General features: G+C 65.6%; 20 protein-coding genes. 3 read left to right on the top strand and 17 right to left on the bottom strand.

Annotated elements, in window-relative coordinates:
• Positions 1-137: 137 nt before the first annotated feature.
• The 4 genes from JQ603_RS19810 to JQ603_RS19795 all read right to left on the bottom strand — a co-directional run bounded on the left by JQ603_RS19810 (position 138) and on the right by JQ603_RS19795 (position 5,810).
• Positions 138-866: a hypothetical protein gene (locus tag JQ603_RS19810; protein ID WP_212342444.1), complete on the bottom strand. Its 729-nt coding sequence runs from the start codon at positions 864-866 to the stop codon at positions 138-140.
• 96 nt (positions 867-962) lie between these two features.
• Complete coding sequence (lspA, locus tag JQ603_RS19805; RefSeq protein ID WP_212341873.1) at positions 963-1,457, bottom strand: signal peptidase II; 495 nt, start codon at positions 1,455-1,457, stop codon at positions 963-965.
• 155 nt (positions 1,458-1,612) lie between these two features.
• On the bottom strand, positions 1,613-4,621 hold the full coding sequence (gene ileS, locus JQ603_RS19800; RefSeq protein ID WP_212341872.1) for an isoleucine--tRNA ligase: 3,009 nt from the start codon (positions 4,619-4,621) through the stop codon (positions 1,613-1,615).
• Positions 4,622-4,838: 217 nt separating this feature from the next.
• Positions 4,839-5,810, bottom strand: a complete 972-nt coding sequence (locus JQ603_RS19795) for a bifunctional riboflavin kinase/FAD synthetase (protein WP_212341871.1) — start codon at positions 5,808-5,810, stop codon at positions 4,839-4,841.
• A gap of 232 nt (positions 5,811-6,042) precedes the next feature.
• Here JQ603_RS19795 and JQ603_RS19790 point away from each other — a divergent pair, with 232 nt between their 5' ends.
• Positions 6,043-6,438 carry a response regulator gene (locus JQ603_RS19790; protein ID WP_007596883.1) on the top strand — a complete coding sequence of 132 codons (396 nt, stop codon included), beginning with the start codon at positions 6,043-6,045 and terminating at the stop codon, positions 6,436-6,438.
• A 118-nt stretch (positions 6,439-6,556) separates the two neighbouring features.
• Here JQ603_RS19790 and JQ603_RS19785 read toward each other — a convergent pair whose 3' ends face one another.
• The 3 genes from JQ603_RS19785 to JQ603_RS19775 all read right to left on the bottom strand — a co-directional run bounded on the left by JQ603_RS19785 (position 6,557) and on the right by JQ603_RS19775 (position 10,603).
• The gene (locus JQ603_RS19785) at positions 6,557-7,411 is read right to left on the bottom strand and encodes a TIGR01459 family HAD-type hydrolase (RefSeq protein WP_212341870.1); all 855 of its coding nucleotides are present in this window, start codon (positions 7,409-7,411) and stop codon (positions 6,557-6,559) included.
• Between the two features lie 15 nt (positions 7,412-7,426).
• Complete coding sequence (locus JQ603_RS19780; RefSeq protein ID WP_212341869.1) at positions 7,427-8,902, bottom strand: EAL domain-containing protein; 1,476 nt, start codon at positions 8,900-8,902, stop codon at positions 7,427-7,429.
• A 141-nt stretch (positions 8,903-9,043) separates the two neighbouring features.
• Positions 9,044-10,603, bottom strand: a complete 1,560-nt coding sequence (locus JQ603_RS19775) for a winged helix-turn-helix domain-containing protein (RefSeq protein WP_212341867.1) — start codon at positions 10,601-10,603, stop codon at positions 9,044-9,046.
• Between the two features lie 121 nt (positions 10,604-10,724).
• On the opposite strand from JQ603_RS19775, the gene JQ603_RS19770 reads away from it, so the two are divergent.
• Positions 10,725-11,564 carry a class I SAM-dependent methyltransferase gene (locus JQ603_RS19770; RefSeq protein ID WP_212341865.1) on the top strand — a complete coding sequence of 280 codons (840 nt, stop codon included), beginning with the start codon at positions 10,725-10,727 and terminating at the stop codon, positions 11,562-11,564.
• Positions 11,565-11,611: 47 nt separating this feature from the next.
• Here the strand turns inward: JQ603_RS19770 and JQ603_RS19765 are convergent, their stop codons facing one another.
• From JQ603_RS19765 to uvrC, 7 genes are all read right to left on the bottom strand, one after another.
• Positions 11,612-12,742, bottom strand: a complete 1,131-nt coding sequence (locus JQ603_RS19765; protein ID WP_212341863.1) for a YihY/virulence factor BrkB family protein — start codon at positions 12,740-12,742, stop codon at positions 11,612-11,614.
• A 1-nt stretch (position 12,743) separates the two neighbouring features.
• Positions 12,744-13,331 (bottom strand): phage holin family protein, encoded by a 588-nt coding sequence (locus JQ603_RS19760; protein WP_212341861.1) that lies wholly within the window; start codon positions 13,329-13,331, stop codon positions 12,744-12,746.
• 90 nt (positions 13,332-13,421) lie between these two features.
• Positions 13,422-14,381, bottom strand: a complete 960-nt coding sequence (prmB, locus tag JQ603_RS19755; RefSeq protein ID WP_212341859.1) for a 50S ribosomal protein L3 N(5)-glutamine methyltransferase — start codon at positions 14,379-14,381, stop codon at positions 13,422-13,424.
• Entirely contained in the window at positions 14,381-14,848 is a 468-nt protein-coding gene (locus JQ603_RS19750; protein WP_212341857.1) for a molybdenum cofactor biosynthesis protein MoaE, read from the bottom strand. The genes prmB and JQ603_RS19750 overlap by 1 nt, the downstream gene beginning before the upstream one ends.
• 4 nt (positions 14,849-14,852) lie before the next feature.
• Positions 14,853-15,104, bottom strand: coding sequence for a molybdopterin converting factor subunit 1 (gene moaD / locus JQ603_RS19745; protein ID WP_212341855.1), 252 nt, complete (start codon positions 15,102-15,104; stop codon positions 14,853-14,855).
• On the bottom strand, positions 15,101-15,718 hold the full coding sequence (gene pgsA, locus JQ603_RS19740; protein WP_063687274.1) for a CDP-diacylglycerol--glycerol-3-phosphate 3-phosphatidyltransferase: 618 nt from the start codon (positions 15,716-15,718) through the stop codon (positions 15,101-15,103). Before pgsA ends, moaD begins: the two co-directional genes overlap by 4 nt.
• Before the next feature lie 97 nt (positions 15,719-15,815).
• Positions 15,816-17,873, bottom strand: a complete 2,058-nt coding sequence (gene uvrC, locus JQ603_RS19735) for an excinuclease ABC subunit UvrC (protein WP_212341853.1) — start codon at positions 17,871-17,873, stop codon at positions 15,816-15,818.
• A 248-nt stretch (positions 17,874-18,121) separates the two neighbouring features.
• Here uvrC and JQ603_RS19730 point away from each other — a divergent pair, with 248 nt between their 5' ends.
• A complete protein-coding gene (locus tag JQ603_RS19730; protein ID WP_212341851.1) occupies positions 18,122-18,742 on the top strand; it encodes an outer membrane protein in 621 nt (206 codons plus the stop codon).
• A 69-nt stretch (positions 18,743-18,811) separates the two neighbouring features.
• Here JQ603_RS19730 and JQ603_RS19725 read toward each other — a convergent pair whose 3' ends face one another.
• The 3 genes from JQ603_RS19725 to JQ603_RS19715 form a co-directional block, all read right to left on the bottom strand.
• On the bottom strand, positions 18,812-19,027 hold the full coding sequence (locus JQ603_RS19725; RefSeq protein ID WP_008544396.1) for a cold-shock protein: 216 nt from the start codon (positions 19,025-19,027) through the stop codon (positions 18,812-18,814).
• A gap of 279 nt (positions 19,028-19,306) precedes the next feature.
• The gene (locus JQ603_RS19720; RefSeq protein WP_212341849.1) at positions 19,307-20,167 is read right to left on the bottom strand and encodes a 23S rRNA (adenine(2030)-N(6))-methyltransferase RlmJ; all 861 of its coding nucleotides are present in this window, start codon (positions 20,165-20,167) and stop codon (positions 19,307-19,309) included.
• A gap of 149 nt (positions 20,168-20,316) precedes the next feature.
• Complete coding sequence (locus tag JQ603_RS19715; RefSeq protein WP_212341847.1) at positions 20,317-21,009, bottom strand: ribonuclease T2 family protein; 693 nt, start codon at positions 21,007-21,009, stop codon at positions 20,317-20,319.
• Positions 21,010-21,058 lie beyond the last annotated feature (49 nt).

The raw sequence follows: 21,058 nt of genomic DNA, 5'->3' as shown, positions 1-21,058 counted from the left end.
TGAGGCTTCGCGTCACGAAGCAGAGAACTCAACGCTTAGGCAAGTTACTGATAGGCAATTTATAGACCGCGTCCGGCGTGCAGCCGCCGCCGGCGCCGGATTGGCGTCTATCGGGATGTTGCGACGGACGAGGAACGCTATTGTTCCTTGTCCTTGCCCGACATGATGTCGAAATAGGTCCGCCGCGACTTGTCCGGCCCGGCGCCATAGGCGTAGTTCGGCGACGGCGTCTGGTAGCCCGGCGGCGGCTCGACCAGCGACTGGCGCGGCGGCTCCGACTCGAACTTCTTTTCTTCGGAGCCGTTGCCGCCCTTCATCATGTTCCACAGACCGCCGGAGAAACCGAGCTGGGCGGGGCTGAGCGAGGGGTTGCCGTTGGTGCCCGGCTGGATCGGGTCATTGCTCGTGCGTTCCGGGGCGGCGACCTGGCCGGCCTTCATCTCGGCGGGCGTCAGCGGCCGGGCAGCCTGCCAGCTCTCCGTCGCCTTGACGGCCTTTTTCCGCTGGGCGATCGCTTCCTTGCGGCGCTTCTCGTCGGGGTCCTTCGGCCAGTTCGGCGCGTTCTTGGCTTCGGTTCCGGCGGGCGGCGGCAGGTCGAGCTTGGGCGGCACCACCAGCGGCGAGCGCTCGCGGTACTCGATACCCTTCTTCTCCATGCTCTTGGCGCCGATGCCGGACATCAGGTTGTCGATGAGCTTCTCTTCGAAGGTCATGTCATCGTCATCGTCGCCGTCGTCGCCGGCGCGGGCCGCGCCTGCCGACATGACGAGACCGATGCCGACCGCGACGGCGGATAATTTCAATGCTCGCCAGAACCCCAACCGGGCATCGCGAACCATCGAACCGCTGGTCTTCGAGCTGCGCATCACTGTACCTGTTCCAAATTGTGGCAGTTTGCCGCTCGCTCGCGGCTTAAACCCTCGCAAAAGCAAGGTTCCACGTGCCGGTCGTATCGGCCGGGATCAGGGCGCTTTTGCGGCGGGTACCCCCAGGAAGGAATCATACAATAGCGCCGCCACCCCAGCAACGATGGCCACGTCCGCGAGATTAAACACGTACCAATTATAGGTATTTCCGCCGATTTCGATGTGAAACAGGGCGAAATCGACCACCGCGCCATAGGCTAGGCGGTCGATGCCGTTGCCGATGGCGCCCCCGATGATCAGCCCGAGCGCGATCGTGGCGAGCACGGTGTGCGACCGGGCCATCCAGATCGCCAGCGCGACCACCGCAATGGCCTTGACCGCCATCAGCGCGATCTGCGCCGCCTGGCCGTCGTTCTGGAGCCAGCCGAAGCTGATGCCGATGTTCCAGGCCAGCACCAGGTCGAAGAACGGCGTCACCTTCACCACGCCGAGCCGGGCGAGGTCGAACACGTTGAGCAGCCAGAGCTTTGAGGCCTGGTCGAGGATGACCGTGACCACGGCCGTGATGATGCCGGCGCGGAGGGGGGTCATGCCAATGCCGTCGCCACATTGTCCGCCGTCGTCCTGGCGAAGGCCAGGACCCATAACCCCAGGCGGTCGTTGTTTGAGGGACTCGTGGTCATCAGCCTTCGTTGCAACTTGCGACGGTGGTTATGGGTCCTGGCTTTCGCCAGGACGACGCTAGATCAAACCCCAACCCCCAGCGCCTTCCATTCGCGCAGCGCCTTCGCGTCGCGCGGGGTGACGTCGGGATATTCGGGGTCTTCGCCGACCGTCGGCGAGATCTTCCAGGAGCGGGCGCATTTTGTGCCGACCGCCTTCTCGACCACGACGGCAACGCCGGGCACCGCATCGAGACGGAACGCCGATGCCGGCGCCTCGCCCTCACGCACCTCGTAGTTCGAGGTGATGCAGACCTCCGCCAGATCGGTGTCGAACAGCGTCATCAGCACGTTCCGGTCGGCGACATAGATCACCGGCGACGCCTCGAGCGAGGAGCCGATGTTCTTGGCGGCGCGTTCGAGCTCGAGCGCGCCGGTGACGACGCGGCGGACGTCGCGGATGATCTCCCATTTCGCGGCGAGCCTGTCGTCGAGGAATGCGTCCATCGCATCGGGGAAAACCGTGAGATGCACCGACGGTTCGGCCTGCGGCCTGTACATCCGCCAGGCCTCCTCGGCGGTGAAGCTCAGAATCGGAGCGAGCCACTTCAGGACGGACTCGCACAACAGATCGATCGTCGTCAGCGCCGCCCTGCGCGCCGGCGAGGACGGCGGATCGCAATACAGCGTATCCTTGCGGATGTCGAAGTAGAAGGCCGACAGCTCGCTGTTCAGGAAAGCGGAGAGCGTGGCGACGACGGTCTTGTAGTCGAACACCGCGTAAGCCGAGCGGATGACGGCGGCCCGCTTGGCAAGCTCGTGCAGCATCAGCCGTTCGAGCTCTGGCATCTCGGCATGAGCGACCTTCTCGCTCGCCTTGAAATGATGCAGCGTTCCGAGCATCCAGCGGACCGTGTTGCGCAGCTTGCGATAGGTCTCGATGGTGTTCTTCAGGATCTCAGGGCCGATGCGCTGGTCGTCGGCATAGTCGGTGGCGCAGACCCAGAGGCGCAGGATGTCCGCGCCCGAATCCTTGATCACCTTCTGCGGCTCGACGGTGTTGCCGATCGACTTCGACATCTTGCGGCCGTTCTCGTCGAGCGTGAAGCCGTGGGTGAGCACGATGTCGTAGGGTGCGCGGCCGCGCGTGCCGGCGCTTTCCAGCAGCGAGGAGTGAAACCAGCCGCGATGCTGGTCGCTGCCTTCGAGATACATCACGGTGTCGTTGCCGCCGTCGACCTTGCGGACGATGTTGCCGAGCTGCGGGAAGTTCTGGCGGTCCTCGAGCACGAAGGCGTGCGTGGAGCCGGAATCGAACCAGACGTCGCAGATGTCGTCGACCTTCTTCCAGTCCTCACCCGCGCGCGATCCCAGGAAGCGCTCACGGGCGCCGTCCATGTACCAGGCATCCGCGCCTTCCTCCATGAAGGCTTCGGTGATGCGCTGGTTGACGATCTCGTCCTGCAGGATCTCGGCCGAGCCGTCCGCCTTCTCGCGCACGAACACGGCGATCGGCACGCCCCAGGCGCGCTGGCGCGAGATCACCCAGTCCGGACGATTGGCGATCATGCCGTTGATGCGGTTCTCGCCCGACGGCGGCACCCATTGCGTGACGGAGATCGCATGCAGCGCGCGGGCACGCAGCGTATCGCCCTTCTTCGCCTGGCCGTCTTCGCTGATGTCCTTGTCCATCGCGATGAACCATTGCGGCGTGTTGCGGAAGATCACCGGCTTCTTGGAGCGCCAGGAATGCGGATATTGGTGCTTGAGGCGGCCGCGCGCGAGCAGCTTGCCGCGCTCGATCAGGGCCTGGATCACGGCCTCGTTGGCATCGCCCTTCTCGCCCTTGTCGTTGAGCACGCGCTTGCCGGTGAAGCCGGGGGCCTGTGCGGTGTAGGCGCCGTTCTCGTCGACGGTGTAGGGGATCGCGGTCGGGATGCCGCGCGCATCGAGCTCGCGGGTGTTGGCCGTCCAGACGTCGAAGTCCTCGCGGCCGTGGCTCGGCGCGGTGTGCACGAAGCCGGTACCGGTGTCGTCGGTGACATGCTCGCCGGCGAGGAGCGGCACGATGAACTCGTAACCGCCGCCGAGGCCACGCAAGGGGTGGGCGCATTCGACGGCATCCAGCGTGTCGCCGGGAATGTCGCGCACCTTCTCGTAAGCCGTGACGCGCGCCTGCTTGAACACGTCCGCGGCCAGCGCCTCGGCCAGGATCAGGAGATCGCCGTTCCTGGCCCAATTGTCCGCCGGTGCATCCGTCACCTTGTAGAGGCCGTAGGCGATCTTCGGCGAGAACGAGATGGCGCGGTTGCCGGGCAGCGTCCACGGCGTGGTGGTCCAGATCACGACGCTGGCGGAAGCCAGCACGCCGTGAGCCGGCGAGGTCACCGGGAATTTCACCCAGACCATGTCGGAGGTGTAGTCCTCGTACTCGACCTCGGCCTCGGCCAGCGCAGTCTTCTCGACCACGCTCCACATCACCGGCTTGGAGCCGCGATAGAGCGTGCCGTTGGCGGCGAACTTCATCAGCTCGCGCGCAATCTGCGCTTCGGCCGGATAGCTCATCGTCTGGTAGGGATGATCCCAGTCGCCGATGATGCCGAGCCGCTTGAACTCCTCGCGCTGCACGTTGATCCAGTGCGTCGCATAGGCGCGGCACTCCTTCCGGAATGCCACCATCGCGGTGGAGTCGCGGAAGTCGGGCTTCTGCTTGCCCTTCTTGCGGTAGTTCTCCTCCTCGATCTTCCATTCGATCGGCAGGCCGTGGCAGTCCCAGCCCGGCACGTAATTGGAGTCGAAACCGAGCATCTGCTGGCTCTTGGTCACGACGTCCTTGAGGATCTTGTTCAGCGCGTGCCCGATATGGATGTTGCCGTTGGCGTAGGGCGGGCCGTCATGCAGCACGAATTTGGCGCGGCCCTCGGCTTCCTTGCGCAGCCTGTCGTAGAGGCCGATGTCGTTCCAGTATTTCAGGATCTCCGGCTCGCGCTGCGGCAGGCCGGCGCGCATCGGGAATTCGGTCTGCGGCAGGAACAGGGTTTTGGAATAGTCGTTGGCTTCGGTCTTTTGGGACTTTTGCGGCTTTTCGGACATGAGGATGACTGGCTCGGAAGGGCGCGGAAACGGATGGCGACTTGGAATCGCGGGGGTGAAACGACGAAATCCCGGTCTTGCGCCGAGCCGAAAGCTCAGGCGGAAGCCGGGCCGCTAATCCCTATGATGCGCCGCGCAAACATGGGCTCTCCATAGCAGGGGGCCAAGGGAAGCGCAAAGGTCCGAAGCGCAAAGGTCCGGCGGGCCGGTTTCGGCCTCAATCGATCGTGCCGAGCCGCGGAAACGCGTCCGGGGCGGCGGCCAGGATCGTGCGGGCGCGGGCGGAATCGTCGTCCATCTGGCGGATCAGGGCCTCCAGACCGTCGAATTTCAGCTCCTCGCGGATGAAGCCAATGAAGGCGCAGTCGAGCGTCTGTCCGTAGAGGTCGCCCTTGAAGTCGAACAGGAAGATTTCGAGCAGCGGTGCGCCATTATCAAAGGTCGGGCGACGGCCGAAGCTGGCCACGCCGTCGAGGCGCCCAGGCCCGCGGCCGACCCGCACTGCGTAGATGCCGTGCTTGAGGCCGCAATTGGCGTCCAGGCGGATGTTGGCGGTGGGGTAACCGAGGTCGCGGCCGCGCTTCTCGCCGTGGATCACCTCGCCGGTGATGAACCAGGGTGCGCCCAGCATGGTCGTGGCTTCGTCGAGCTGGCCTTCGGCGAGCGCGATCCGGATCGCGCTGGAGGAGACCGGCCGCTCGTCGATATCGACATGGGGCTGCACGTCGACCTCGATGCCGAGCCGGGGCGCTTCGTTGACCAGGAGGCTCGGCGAGCCGACCCGCCCCTTGCCGAAATGGAAGTCGTAGCCGACCGCGATGCCGCTGACGCCGAGACGTCCGATCAGGTCTTGGTGAATGAAATCTTGCGCGCTGGTGCCGGCCCTTGCCTTGTCGAAGGTCATGACCACGGCGCCGGCGAGCCCGGTGCCGGCCAGAAGCCGCAGCTTGGCCCGCTCGTCCGTCAGGCGGAATTGCGGGGTGTTGGGGCTGAAAAACCGCCGCGGGTGCGGCTCGAAGGTCAATGCTAGCGCAGGGCGGCCATGCGTCCGGCCCATTTCCAGGGCGGCCGCGATGACGGCCCGGTGGCCGAGATGGACCCCGTCGAAATTGCCCATGGCGACCACGGCGCCCCTGGAAATCAAGGAATCCGGCGTGGTGTCGCGAATAACTGTAAATTGCGGGGCCATCAGGGGAATTTCTCGAACCGGCGGGACCGGCCGGGACCGTGGCTTGAGCCGCCCGATGAAGTCAAGCGGGGGAGGGGGCCCGCATTGAACAGGATTTCAATTCTTCGGGGGCGGCCCCAGTTAACGCGCTGTTTAAAGCCTTGGTGCTAGTCCTTGGAACGTGGAACTGGACGGGCCTTCGGCCTGGCAGGTCCGATCGTAATATTCCTGGGTTTGCGTTGGGGGAGTCGAGATGGCGGTTGATTTGTCGATGTCGGTTCTGGTGGTTGATGACTACAGCACCATGATCCGAATCATCAGGAATCTGCTGAAGCAGCTTGGCTTCGAGAATATCGATGATGCCAGCGACGGTTCGGCGGCGCTGAACAAGATGCGCGGCAAGAAGTACGGGCTCGTGATCTCCGACTGGAACATGGAGCCGATGACGGGTTACGACCTGCTGCGCGAAGTGCGCGCGGATCCGAACCTCGCCACCACGCCCTTCATCATGATCACGGCGGAATCGAAGACCGAGAACGTGATCGCGGCCAAGAAGGCCGGCGTGAACAATTACATCGTCAAGCCGTTCAATGCGGCGACGCTGAAGACCAAGATCGAGGCGGTCTTCCCAGACATGGCGAGCGCGTAAGCGCGCCAGAGCTTTCGGCTGAATTCGCAAGGCCCGGGCGCGTCCCGGGCTTTCTGCGTTGGGTCCGTCATTCCGGGGCAGTGCGCTGCACCGAACTATGGAATGACGATGTCGGCCATCACCACTTCAATTCGCGCATCAGCGCCTTCGGCGGGTGGCCGAACAATTCCATCACCGAGGCCGGGTCGAGCTGGTCGAGGCCTTCGAACTCCTCGGCATGGATGCCGCGGGTGACGAACAGGCAGTCGATGCCGAATGCGCGCGCGCCGGTCAGGTCGGTACGAACGGAATCGCCGATCGCCAGCACCTTCTTGCGGTCGATCATGTGGCCCTGGCGCTCGCCGGCCAGCCGCATGGCGCGCTCGTAGATCGGGCGGTGCGGCTTGCCGTAGAAGATCACCTCGCCGCCGAGCTCGCGATAGAGCTCGGCGATCGCACCGGCGCAATAGATCAGGCGGTCGCCGCGCTCCACCACGATGTCGGGGTTGGCGCAGACCAGCGTCAGATTGCGCTCGCGCGCCTTCAGCATCATGCCGCGATAGTCTTCGGCGGTCTCGGTCTCGTCGTCATAGAGGCCGGTGCAGACGATGTAGTCGGCTTCTTCCAGAGGCGCGGTCGTTGCGTCGAGGCCGCGATAGATCGAATTGTCACGCTCGGGGCCGAGCCAGAACATCTTGCGACCGGGATGCTCGGCGACATAGAGCCGGGTCAGGTCGCCCGATGACACGATCGCGTCATAAGTCTCGTCGGCGACACCGAGCTTGCGCAATTGCCGCTGCACGGAGTCGGCCGGGCGCGGCGCGTTGGTGATTAGGATCACCGTACCGCCGCGGCTGCGATAGGTGTGCAGCGCCTCGCAGGCCTCCGGGAAGGACTCCAGGCCGTTATGGACCACGCCCCAGATGTCGCTGAGCACGACGTCGACCCCGCCCACGAGCTCGCGCAGGCTTTCGGCAAAATGCAGCGTGGTCATGATGCGTGCGGCCGATCAGATGCGGCGCGCGAGCGCCGCGTTACCGGTGAGGCGCTGGGGCGGAGGCGCCGAAGAGGTCGCGCCTGAGCTTTGTGTGCCGGAGCCATTGGGTCCCTGAGTGTCCTGCGCCTGGTTCGGCGAGGCCCCGCCGGTAGCAGATGCCCCCTCCGGCCGCAATGGCCGGGGCGGTGCAAACAGGAACCCCTGGCCGAACCGTACGTCATAATCGAGCAGATCGACCACGGCGCGCTCGCCCTCGATCCGTTCGGCGATCAGGTCGATGCCGAAGCGGCCGAGCAGGTCGGAGAGGTCGGACGGGTGGATGTCGGAGGTCGAGGCCTGCCTGGGGTCGAGCAGCAGCGTGGCCGGCACCTTGATGAAGCGCACGCCGCGGTCGGCGAGCTCGCGCGGCTCGATCCTGAGATCCGTGACATGGTCGATCGAGAAGCGGAAGCCGCGCTGGGCCAGCGCGGCGAGGTTCTCGGTCTCGACCGGACCGAGATTGCGGAAGGTCGACTGTTTGAACTCCAGCACCAGCGACGGTGCCAGCGCCCGGTTGGCTTCCAGGAAGTCGAGGCATTGCGCGAAGGTCGTGGAATTGCCGAGCGTGGAGGCTGCGACGTTGCAGAACACGCCGACATCCTTGTTGCGCACCATCAGGCGCCGCAGCACCTGCACACAGCGCAGCATCACCATGTTGTCGATGCGCCCGATCAGCCCCGAGGCCTCGGCGATGCTGATGAAATCCTCGGCGGCGATCAGCTGGTCTCGCTCGTCGCGCACCCGCGTCACGGCTTCGTAGAACCGCACCTTGCGCTGCGGCAGCGTCACCATCGGCTGGAGGAAGATGTCGATGCGGTTCTCGTCGATCGCGTTGCGCAGCGTCGCCAGCAATTGGGTCTGGTTGCGCCCGTTGGTGGTTTGGACCGCATTGGCGGTCTGGGCCTGAACCGCCGGCCCCGGCTGCACAGCCGCAGGCGGAAGCGGCGGCGGCGCGGCGGGTCGCTCCTCGAACGGCGCGATCAGGTCGATCGGTGCTTCCGGCTCCGGTCGTGCCGCCGGCGCCGCCGCAGGTCCAGGCGCGGCACCCGCCAGCAGGTCCTCATGCGCCGATACGGTGGAAGCGAGCTGCTTGACCAGACCGCCGAGCTCGTTGATCTCGCCGACCACCGACTGGATGCGGTCGGAATTGGTCGAGTTGGACGAGGCGATGCGCCCCTCCATCGCCGCCAGCCGGCGGCCGAACTCGGCCACCTGGCGGGCGAGGTCGGCGGTGCCGCGGGAGAGGTCCGCGATCTGGCCGCCGACGTCGCTGCGGTCGCGCAACCGCATCGACACCGCGTTGTAGAGGATGAGGAAGGTCAGTGCGGTCAGCGCCACAATCGCGGATTCGGTTCCGCTGATGCCGGCGACAGCGTAGAGCACAAGGCCGAGCGAAGCCGCGACCAGAACCATGCAGATGGCGATGAAGATCGTCGAAATGCGAATCATGCCGCGCGTTACGCCTCAAGAGCTGATGCCTCACCCGGGAAAACACGGGTCACTGTGCGAACCCGTCACGCCTCATGCTCCCCCAAGCCGCATGAGCTTAACATCATTGTTGATTCGAGGGGATAGCGGGCTGTTCGGGCTTCAGGTGAGGCCAGCCCGGCGAAAGCCTTCGAGGTAGCGCTCGCGGTCATTGGCGAGCTTGATCGGCATGAACTCGGCGATCCAGGCGAGCGAGACGTTGGGCTGGGCACGGCGCAGTTCCTTCAACGCGGCGGCGGCGATCTCGCGATGCCCGGCCATGCCGGCGGCCGCGGTCAGCACCCGGTGCGCCCCGACGAAGTCGCTGCGCTGGCGCAAGGCCTCCTGCGCCAGGCGGATGGCCTCCTCGTCGTCGCCGCCGAGGAAACGCGCATAGGCGGCGATGCCGAAATAGACCGGGGCATAGGGGTCGCGCGGGCTGAGACGGATCGCCCGCCGCGCCGCCTCGTCGGCCTCCTGCCAGCGACCGCAATAGCCCAGCGCCAGGCCATGATAGCCCTGCGCCAGTGCGAAGTTCGGATTGAGCCGTAGCGCCGTCTCGAACTCGGCCAGCGAGTCCTCGAACCGTCGCGCGAACAGATGGACGTGGCCGAGCGCGTTGTGGGCCCAGGCATCCTCGTCGTCGGCGCGGATCGCGGCACGTGCCGCGCGCTCGGCGGTGGGTATCGCGATGGCCATGTCCATCCAGCCCATATGCGCCGTGAACATGTAGCTGGTGCCGAGCAGGCCGAGCGCCTTGCCGTAGGTGGGGTCGAGCGCGATGGCCTTTTCGAGCAGGGCCTGGGCCACCACGTGATCCTGCCGCGTCACGCGCCAATAGTGCGAGAGCGCGCGCATGACGAGGTCCCAGGCGTCCATGCTGTCGGGCGGCTTGCGCTGGGCGCGAAAATTCTCCGCGGCATAGAGCTGCGGCTCGATCGCGGCGACGATCGCCTCGGTGATCTCGTCCTGGACGGCGAAGACGTCGGCGAGCTCGCGGTCGTAGCGTTCGGCCCAGAGATGGCTGCCGGTGGCGACGTCGTTGAGCTGCGCCGTGATGCGGACGCGCTCGCCATCCTTGCGGACGCCGCCCTCGACGACGTAGCGCACGCCGAGCTCGTCGGCGACCTGCCGCAAATGAACCGTGCGGCCCTTGTAGATGAAGGAGGAGTTGCGAGCGATGACGAAGAACCAGCGCAGCTTCGACAGCGCGGTGATGATGTCCTCGCTGATGCCGTCGGAGAAATAATCCTGCTCGGCCTCGCCGCTCATGTTGGTGAAGGGCAGCACCGCGATCGCGGGGCGATCGGGCAGGGGCAGGCCCGTCGGCGGCGCGGGCGCCTCGTCTGTCCCGGCCGGTCCGGCGGCGCGGGCCAGCTCGGTCACCGCGCCGACGAACCGCACGCCCTTGCGCGCGACGGTACGGATCAGTCGCTGCTCCTCGCCATTGTCGCCGATCGCGCGGCGCGCGGCGTTGATCCGGCTGGTCAATGTCGATTCCGAGACGACGCGGCCGTTCCAGATCGCATCGAGCAGATTGTCCCGCGTCACCACGCGATCGCGGTTGCGGACGAGGTAGGTCAGGAGATCGAACACCTGGGGTTCGAGCGCGACGAGCGCGTCCGCGTGTCGCAATTCGCGGCGCTCGGGGTCGAGCAGGAAATCCTCGAACTGAAATGTCACAGTTCCCCCTCGGCTCCCGTTCGGAAATCAAGGCGCTCTCAGCGTAAAATAACGCCCCTCTCAAGGCCAGCGAGCCGCATGCGCCCTATCGTCCCGGCGTTTTCAACCTTAGGAGATTGCCATGTCGACATCCGCCGCGCTCAAGCCAACCGCAGCCCAACCCGATCTTGCCGCCGTCAAGCAGCGCCAGCACGGCGCCTGGTCGTCGGGCGACTATGCCGTCGTCGGCACCACCTTGCAGATCGTCGGCGAACAGCTCTGTGAGGCACTCGACATACGCGCCGGCAGCAAGGTGCTGGACGTCGCCGCCGGCAACGGCAATGCGACGCTGGCCGCGGCGCGGCGCTGGTGTGACGTCACGTCCACCGACTACGTGCCGGCGCTGCTCAAGCGCGGGCGCGAGCGCGCGGCGGCCGAACATCTCATGATCGAGTTCCGCGAAGCGGATGCCGAAGCGCTGCCGTTTGCCGACGCCAGCTACGACGTCGTGCTCTCGACCTTTGGCGTGATGTTTACGCCGGACCAGGACAAGGCGGCCTCCGAGCTCGCGCGGGTCTGCAAATCCGGCGGCAAGATCGGCCTCGCCAACTGGACGCCGCAGGGTTTCATCGGCCAGCTGTTCAAGACCATCGGCAAGCATCTGCCGCCGCCAGCGGGCGTGAAGTCGCCGGCATTGTGGGGCACACAGGCGCGGCTTGAAGAGATGTTCGCTGGCCAGGCCTCCGAGATCGCCGCCGAGCCGCGCATGTTCGTGTTCCGCTATCGCTCGCCGGAGCACTGGCTCGAGATCTTCAAGACCTTCTACGGACCTACGCTGAAGGCGTTTGCCGCGCTCGACGCGGACGGCCAGGCGGCGCTGAAGCGCGATCTGCTGGCGCTGCTCGGCGAGTTCAACCATGCCGACGACGGCACGATCGTCGTGCACAGCGAATATCTGGAAGCCGTGATCACCAAGCGCTGATCTGCTCGAAATGCGGTCAGGCCGGCTCCCGGCCTGACCGCCCACGTTCAAGCTGGCGCGCTGGCACCGACCGTGTCGGCCGAGACGGCTTCGCGGGTGCCGAGCGGCTTGGGCCGCCCGGTCGTCGTGTCCCGCAGGGTCTGCCGTTCGATCTCCGAGTTCAGCTCGGCGCCGAACATGATGACGATCGCCGACATCCACATCCACATCATCAGGCCGATCGCCGCGCCGAGCGAGCCGTAGGTCGCGTTGTAATTGGCGAATTCCGAGAGATACAAGGACAGCAGCGCCGAGCCGGCGATCCAGAGGATGGCGGCCGTCACCGCCCCGAGGCTCAGCCATTGCCAGCGCGGCGAATCGCGACTGGGAGCGAAGCGGTAGAGGATCGCGAGCGCCACCAGCAGGATGAGGAACAGCAGCGGCCATCGCGCCAGTGCCACGATCAGCTTGCTCTCGGGCGCCATGCCGAGATGGTTGAGTGCGAGCGGGAAGGCGACGACGGCCCCCACCATCAGCAGCAGAGCCACGATGCCGCCGACGGTGAAGGCCAGCGACACCATGTTGAGCTCGATGAAGCTGCGCTTCTCGCGCTCCTCATAGGCGACATTGAGGGCATCGAAGATCGCCTTGACCCCCGCATTGGCGCTCCAGATCGCAAGCAGAAGGCCGAGCAGGAAGGTGGCCCCGAGCGTCGTATTGCCATGCGACACCACGCGCGCGACCTGCTCCTCGACGATCTGGAATGAACCCTCCGGCAGCATGGTCGCGAGCGTCTGCAGATTGGCGCTGATCGTCGAGGGATCGGCGAACAGACCGTAAGAGGAGACAAGTGCGGTGACGGCCGGGAAGATCGCGAGCAGCCCGAAGAACACGACGCCGCCGGCTGTGGCGAGCAGGCGATCCTCGTCGATGCGCTGATAGGTGCGCCAGAAAATATCCTTCCAGCCCGCCCACGGGATCGCGAACGGGCTCTTCGCGTGACGTCCGCGGCCGGGCTGCACGGCCGCGCCCGCCGGGTGGGTTTCCGGTGAATTCGCCTCTTGCTTGCGGTGGTCCGGCGGAGGTCCCGGCCGGATCAGGCTGGAGTCCTGGAAGTAGCGCTCCGCGGTCAGCACGAAGACGGCGGTGGCTGCCACCAGCAGCCAGCTGTCGATTGACTCGGAGCGCCGCACCAGCATGTCACGTCTCCAGCTTTTGCCCGTGGCGTCGCCGGCGCGCCGCCGTCACGCCCAGCAGCCCGACCGCTGCGAGCATCAGGCCAAGCTGCACGGGCCGGTTGGTGCGAGCCGGCCGGCTCCGGCTGCCATGGCCGCGTTCGCCCGGCGCGAGCGGCGCCAATGGAATCGTCGTCGCCACCTCCTTCACGGCCTCCTTGACCGTTCCGCGCGGGATCCGCGGCGTCGCGACCGCCACGCGCAGACGGCTCGCGAGCGGCACGATCGGCTTGGGCTTGCGCCTCATCTGCGCCATCGCCACCCCGGCACAGACCGCGGCCAGCACGAGCAGCACTGCGCCGACGGTACCAAAACCCCAGAACTGCCCGTAGGTGACGGCGATCCAGCGATACAGGGCGATCAGCCCGACGAAGAATGCTGCGACAACGAACAGGCCCGCGACCGCGAACAGTCCGCCGGCCACCGCGTAGGATGTCACCTTGCCGGTGGCTTGGCTGGTCTGGTCACGCAGATAGGATTGAGCAGCCCGTTTGACGTGATTGAGCTTGAGCGCCACACCGGCGCGCAGCAATTCGCCCGATGGCGCGAGCATACGGACATCCTCCGAGAGCGAGACAATGCATCGGGGGATGAACGTGGCCGAATTTGACTTGTTCCGTCGAAGTCGCGTGGCCGTGGCGGATCAGCCGAGATCGGCGGCCGAAATCCAGAACACCTCGCCCTCGGAGTCCTCCGTGTCCAGCCATAGCAGCGGCAGTTCCGGGAAGGCCTCGTCGACCAATTCGCGGCCGCGGCCGATCTCGCAGATCAGTCCGCCGCCGGGCGTCAGATGATCGGGCGCATCGCGCAGGATCTTCCGCACCACGTCGAGACCGTCGGCGCCGCCGTCGAAGGCGAGTTTTGGCTCGGCCCGGCACTCCGGCGGCAATGCCGCCATGCCTTCGGCATCGACGTAGGGCGGATTGGTGATGATCAGGTCATATCGCGCATCGCCGAGCGGGGCGAACAGGTCGCCGCGATAGAGCGTGATCCGGTCCTCGAGCCCGTAGTCCTCGACATTGCGCGCAGCGACCTCGATCGCGCCCTTGGAGATGTCGACGGCATCGACCGCAGCGTTCGGGAAGTGGTGCGCGGCGAGGATCGCAAGGCATCCCGATCCCGTGCAGAGATCGAGCACGCGATCGACGGCAGTGGGGTCGTCGATCAGCGAGCCGGGGCCGCCCTCGTCGCCGAAATGCGAATCCAGGAGTTCGCCGATGAAGGAGCGCGGAACGATGACGCGCTCGTCGACATAGAAGGGCAGGCCGCGCATGTAGATCTTGTTGACGAGATAGGCGGCCGGTTTGCGGGTGGTGACGCGCTGGTGGATGAGGTCGAGGAGGGTCTTGCCTTCCGCGACGGTGACGCGCGCGTGGGCAAAGCCCTCGAACTGGTCGGGCGTGAGATGCAGCGCCTCGGAGACCAGGAAAACGGCTTCCGCGACCGGGTCGGTCGTGCCATGGGCAAAGGCGAGCTTCGCCTCGACAAAGCGGCTCACCGCATAGCGGACGAAGTCGAGCAGCGTGAGAAGCTCGCCGGGCCCCACCTTCGCAAGCTTCGGCGCGGCGCGGCCGCGCGCGGTCTTTTTCGCAGTTTTTGCCATCAGGATTTGGTCCAGCGTGCGGCGGCCTCGTCGTCACGGGCCTGGGCCTCGACCCAGCCGGTGCCGGTGGCGCTCTCTTCCTTCTTCCAGAACGGGGCGCTGGTCTTGAGGTAATCCATCAGGAACTCGGCCGCCTGGAATGCGGCGTGGCGATGCTGCGAGGCGGTGAGCACCAGCACGATGTTCTGGCCGGCCATGAAGCGACCGACGCGGTGGATCACCGTGACGCCGTTGAGCGGCCAGCGCGAAATGGCCTCGTCGGTATGGCGCCTGATCTCTTCCTCGGCCATGCCGGGATAGTGCTCGAGCGTGAGTGCGGCGATCCTGGCGCTGTCGTCGTCGGCGCGGCAGATGCCGGAGAAGCTCACGACCGCGCCGATGTCGGTGCGGCTCTTGGTCAGGACCGCGATCTCGCGCGCGATGTCGAAATCGTCTTCCTGGATACGGATGGTGACGGGGCAGCTCATGAGCCTAACCGCCGGTCATCGGCGGGAAGAACGCGATCTCGCGTGCGCCCGCGATCACGGCGTCCGACTTGACGTGGGCATGGTCGATTGCGGTACGGATCACCTTCGGCTTCTCGAACGCATACGCATAGGCCTCGCTCCGGCCGGAGAGCCAGGCGATCAGCTCCTCCACGGTGCGCACGGTCGCCGGCGGCTCGATGGTCTCCTCGGCCTTGCCGACGCGCTCGCGCACCCAGGCAAAATACTTCACTTTCATCCCTCATCCTCCTTGATGAGGTGATGGATGCCGGCGCGGAAATAGTCGTAGCCGGTGTAGATGGTCAGAATCGCCGAGGCCCACAGCAGCGCCAGTCCGATCATCGAGACCACGGGCACCACCTCGTCGCCGGCAGGTCCCGCGAGCAGGAAGCCGATGGCGACCAGCTGGACCGTGGTCTTCCACTTCGCAAGCTTGGTCACGGGCACGCTGACGCGGAGCGCGGCGAGGTATTCGCGCAGACCCGAGACCAGGATCTCGCGGCACAGGATCACGATGGCGGCCCACAACGACCAGCCGTGGATGATGCCGTCGGCGGCCAGCATCAGCAGGCAGGAGGCGACCAGCAGCTTGTCGGCGATCGGGTCGAGCATCCGGCCGAACGCCGATTGCTGATTCCAGATCCGCGCGTAATAGCCGTCGAGGTAATCGGTGACCGCGGCCGCGATGAAGATGGCGACCGCGAGCCAGCGCAGCCAGAGCGGCTGATCCAGAATCGACTGCGCATAGATGCATCCGACCACGACCGGGATCGCGGCGATCCGGCCATAGGTCAGGATGTTGGGGAGGGACATCGCGCGGCTGGTTGTCCCTCGTGTCGTGGCGATGTTCATCCGTCCTACCAATACCGCTCAAGGCTGAAGGTCAACCGTCCCGCTCACAAATGCGATGCCGGATGCGACGCCCTTATGACCGCGGTCCCCCTTTAGTTCACCCCGGCTGGGGATGGAAATACTCGAAAATCCTGCGGGCGCTTTCGGCGCTCACCCCCGGAACCTTGCCGAGATCGGCGATCGAGGCCCGTTCGATCTCCTTCAGGGTTCCGAAATGGTGCAGCAAGGCACGTTTGCGTGACGGGCCGATGCCCGGAATCTCCTGCAGGCCGGCCTCGCGGATGTCCTTCTTTCGCAGCTTGCGGTGCGAGCCGATGACGAAGCGGTGGGCCTCGTCGCGCAGGCGCTGGATGAAATAGAGCACGGGATCGCGCGGCTCCAGCTTGATCGCCTCGCGATCCGGCATGAACAGGGTCTCGCGCCCGGCATCCCGGTCCGGCCCCTTGGCGACCGACATCAGCGACACCTGGGTCAGGCCGAGATTGGCAAAGATCTCGCGCACCGCATTGAGCTGGCCGCGGCCGCCGTCGATGATCACGAGGTCGGGCCATTGCGGGAAGTCATCATCCTTGACCTTGGCGCCCTCCTCGGGCGGATTGATCAGGCGCTTGAAGCGGCGCTCCAGCACCTCGCGCATCATGGCGAAGTCGTCGCCCGGCGTGATCCCTTCCGACTTGATGTTGAACTTGCGGTACTGGTTCTTCACGAAGCCGTCGGGGCCGGCGACGATCATAGCGCCGACCGCATTGGTGCCCTGGATGTGGCTGTTGTCGTAGACCTCGATGCGCTTGGGCGCATGCGGCAGGCTGAGCGTCGCGGCCATGGCGTCGAGCAGGCGGCTCTGGGTCGCGGTGTCCGCGAGCTTGCGGCCGAGCGCCTCGCGCGCATTGGTCAGCGCGTGGGCGACGAGCTCCTTCTTCTCGCCGCGCTTGGGCGCGGTGACCTCGACCTTGTGGCCGGCCTTGATCGAGAGCGCGTTGGCGAGCAGCTCGCTCTCCTCGATCTCGTGCGAGAGCAGGATGTTCTTCGGTGGCGGCTTGTCGTCGTAGAACTGGGCGAGGAACGAGCCGAGCACTTCCTCCGGCGTGAAGGTCTTCTCCGCGCGCGGGAAATAGGCGCGGTTGCCCCAGTTCTGGCCGGTGCGGAAGAAGAACACTTCGACGCAGGAGAAGCCGCCCTCCTGGTGGATGGCGAACACGTCGGCTTCCTCCACCGTGCGCGGATTGATGCCCTGCTGCGACTGGATTGCCGACAGCGCGGCGAGGCGGTCGCGGTAAAGCGCGGCGCGCTCGAACTCGAGTTCGCTCGAGGCCTTCTCCATCTCGCCGGCGAGCTCCTGCTTCACCGCGTGGCTCTTGCCGGAGAGGAAATCGCTCGCCTCGCGCACCAGCGTCGAATAGCCGCCGAAATCGATCTCGCGGGTGCAGGGGCCGGCGCAGCGGCGGATCTGATAGAGCAGGCAGGGCCGGGTGCGGCTCTCGAAGAAGGAATCGGTGCAGGAGCGGATCAGGAACGCGCGCTGCAGCGCCGTGATGGTGCGGTTGACCGCTCCGGCGGAGGCGAACGGGCCGAAATAGCGCCCGGGCCGCGTCTGCGCGCCGCGATGTTTCAGGATCTGCGGCGCCCAATGATCGCCGGTGATCAGGATATAGGGAAACGACTTGTCGTCGCGCAGTTGCACGTTGAAGCGCGGCCGCAGCTGCTTGATCAGGTTGGCTTCGAGCAGCAGCGCCTCGGTCTCGGTGTTGGTCGAGACGATCTCCACCGTCACGGTGGCTGCGATCATGCGCAGGATGCGCGCCGGCTGCGGCGCGCTCTGGCGCGCGTAGTTGGACAGGCGCTTTTTGACGTTCTTGGCCTTGCCAACATAGAGCACGTCGGCATTGGCGTTGAGCATGCGGTAGACGCCGGGCGAGGTCGGGGCGAGCCGGACCGCGCGCTCGATCGCTTCGTGGCCGGTCGCCAACGGCTCGTCGCCGACCGCGCCGCTCTCTTCGAGGATATCGGGCAGCAGCGCATCGTCCTCGTCGTCGCCGCCCGTGGTGGCGGGATCGACGTCGGGCGCGGCCAGCCCCCCGGGCGGCACGTCGTTCGCAGCGGCTTGCGGCGATTTGCGCGCGCGGTCGTCCGGATTGTCGGTGGAATCGTGAACCATGATGCGAATTTAGGCGCTGGGGGGACCGATTTGAAGTTCCGGCCGTGCGGCACGCACAGGATGGCGGCGCGGTTCCCGGTAACGCTTGCTTAAGCCTGTTAAGAGCGCGGTAACCCGGCTTAACAGGCCTTTAACTTAAAACTCTCGATAAATCCTACGCGAAAGGTTCTTGGTTCCGTAACCACGCGGTTTCGCCTCGCGCGGCGGCGCGGGCGTTCGCGGGGCGGCAGTTGCGTTGGAGTTAAGTGATGAAGAGGCTCGTTGTGGGCGCGGCCGCGTTGGTTGCCGGCTGGACAGCTTCGGCAGAGGCCGCCGATCTCAATTACGGGCAGCGAGCGCCCTATACCGTCAACCAGCCGCTCAATGCATATAGCTGGGCGGGTCCATATCTCGGCGGCAACATCGGCTACGAATGGGGGTCGGTCGACAACAACCCATCGAAGCCGTCCGGCTTCGTCGGCGGCATCCAGGCCGGCTACAATTTCCAGAACGGCCCGTGGGTGTTCGGCGTCGAGGGCGACATCCAGGCCGCCGGCGCCGACGACACCTTCGCGCCGTGGAAGTTTTCCAATCCGTGGTTCGGCACGCTGCGCGGCCGCGCCGGCTATGCCTTCAGCAACGTGCTGTTCTACGGCACCGCCGGCCTCGCTTTCGGCGAGCTGCGCGCGCAGACCTTCGGCTGGACCGAGTCGCACACCACCGCCGGCTGGACCATCGGTGCTGGTGCGGAAGTGGGCCTCGCTCCGAACTGGAGTGCCAAGCTCGAATATCTCTATATCGACCTGTCGACGAGCCAGTTCGCAATCACCGGCGTGTCGAACGGCTACAGCGCCAGCGTTGTGCGCGCAGGCGTGAACTATCACTTCTGATAGCTGAAGAAGAAAATACCGGACCACAGCCTCCCGGCCGCTCGCGGCCGGGATTTTTTTCAGGGCACGCTAGGAAAGGATGACCAGGTTGACCGCCTTCGGTCCCTTCCCCTTCTTGTCCGGTTCGACTTCGAAAGTAATACGCTGTCCTTCGGCAAGGTCCTTCAATCCCGCCCGCTCAACAGCGGTGATGTGAACGAAGACATCGCGACCGCCGTCGTCGGGCTTGATGAAGCCGTAGCCGCGCTCGCCGTTGAAGAACTTGACCGTTCCCGTCATGGCCATCGGGAAACTCCCCCTCATTGCTCCTCCGTCGCGACGCAGACGCACGTCACGACATGACCGGGCAATACGGAGCCCGGGAGCTGGCCATCCTTGAGCGAGCCTTATCGGCCCGATCGGATCTTTCTTAGGGCCTTCACTCCGCCGCAACCATTCGCGGAAGCGGAACGTAAAGCCAGTCACGCAAACAGCATAATACGGTTCGTTGCGGATTGACTACCGCTACTGCATATTTTTCCCAAGAATGCCGGAGTGTTACGTCGTGGGTACCTCTACGGAGTGTTACGTCTTGGGTACCTCTAATCGGAATCTGGCAGCGCCGCCCTGGCCGAGCGGCATCTCCAGCTCGGGCAGGATGGTTTTGAGCTCGCCGTGCAGCGTGTAGGGCGGATTGACGATCAAGAGCCCGGTGGAGGTGAGGGGGGCGCCGTCGAGTTGCGGTGCGGCGCTGAATTCGAGACGCAGGCATTTGCCCGGTGGTTTTGCTGCGGCTGCGAGCCGCGCCACTGATTGCGCCAGTGTGTCGGTGGCACGGCGGTTCTTTGCGGGATACCAGATTACATAGATACCGGTCGGCCATTTCGCGAAGGCTGCCGAGAAGGCTTCGCCCAGCCGTTCGAACTCGTTCTTTGCCTCGAACGGCGGATCGATCAGCACGAGACCACGGCGCTCTTTCGGCGGCACGAAGGCCGGCAGTGCCACCCAGCCGTCGAGATCGACCACGCGAGCCTGCTCGTCGCGGCGCAGCACATCGATCAGCGCCTTGCGCGCCTTGGGCTCGAGCTCGCAGGCGACGAGACGGTCCTGCGGCCGCAGCAGGCCGCGCGCGATCAGCGGCGAGCCCGGATAGACCTTGAGCTCGCCCTTCGGATTGAAGGCGCGGACGATGTCGAGATAGGGCTTGGTCAGTGCAATGGTCTCGTTCGACAGGCGCGCCTGCATCAGCCGCGCGATGCCGGTCAGCCACTCGCCGCCGCGGCGCGCCTCGTCGCTTTCGAGATCGTAGAGGCCGGCCCCGGCATGGGTGTCGATGACGCGGAACGCGGCCGGCTTGTCCTGCAGATAGGTGATGATGCGCGCCAGCACGATGTGCTTGATGACATCGGCGAAGTTGCCGGCGTGGAAGGCGTGTCGGTAGTTCATGGCGGAGAGTTACGACATCGCGCGATGAAAGTAACTCCCGTCATTTCGGGGCGGTGCGCAGCACCGAGCCTAAAATCCATCTGTCAGCATTGTTTGTGGCGAGATGGATTTCCGGGTTCGCGCTTCCGCGCGAACCGGAATGACGAACTCTATCCACCCCTGATCGGCGGCATCGTCACCTGGTCGCGGCGGCAGGCGCGGCGGTCGATCTCCTCGCAGGCGCGGAATTGCAGGTCCTTGCTGAGGCAGATCCGGACCTCGGACAATCGCGTCCGGTTGCAGGTGACCGAGACGGCGGCGCTGCTGAGGCCCGGATTGGCCTTGATGAAGGCCTCCTCGACGTCACCGGGCGCGACGGTCTTGGCCTGCGACAGATCGAGAAACTCGGCCGGAATCTTGATCGCGGCGCGCGCCTTGCGGATCGTCTCGAAATAGCCGCGGTCGGCGAGACCCGAGCAGGTGCCGTGCTTGTCCCACTCGTTGAAGATCAGGCCCGGCGCCGGCATCAGGTCGAGCATGGAGGAAACGATGCTGCGGCTCAGCCGCGGCGCCGGCCGCTGGCAATATTCCGGAAAGCCGTTCTCATATTGCGGCCACAGCCCGTGCACCACGAAGGCGTAGGGCCGGCCGCTGCACTGAATCTGGGAGCGGCCGCCACGCTCGGCCGCTTCCTCGCAGAACGACGGCGACCATGACAGCGACAGCACATAGAAATCGAATTCGCCGGGCGCGTTCTGCCGCCTGTCCTGGGCTTTCGCGCCGCCGGCGAGCGAAACCAGCCCGGCGGCAAGGGTGAGTGAGATCACAAGACGGGAGAACGAACGCAATCTGGAATGAAACATGGCGACGCCCCTCAACTAGACTGTGCAATCGAGCCTAGCAGGCGATGAG

It is taken from the genome of Bradyrhizobium liaoningense, assembly GCF_018130825.1.
GTDB classification, from domain to species: Bacteria; Pseudomonadota; Alphaproteobacteria; order Rhizobiales; family Xanthobacteraceae; genus Bradyrhizobium; species Bradyrhizobium liaoningense_B.
Note: the sequence above shows the minus strand (reverse complement) of the source record. Positions and strands in the feature narration are given on the sequence as shown.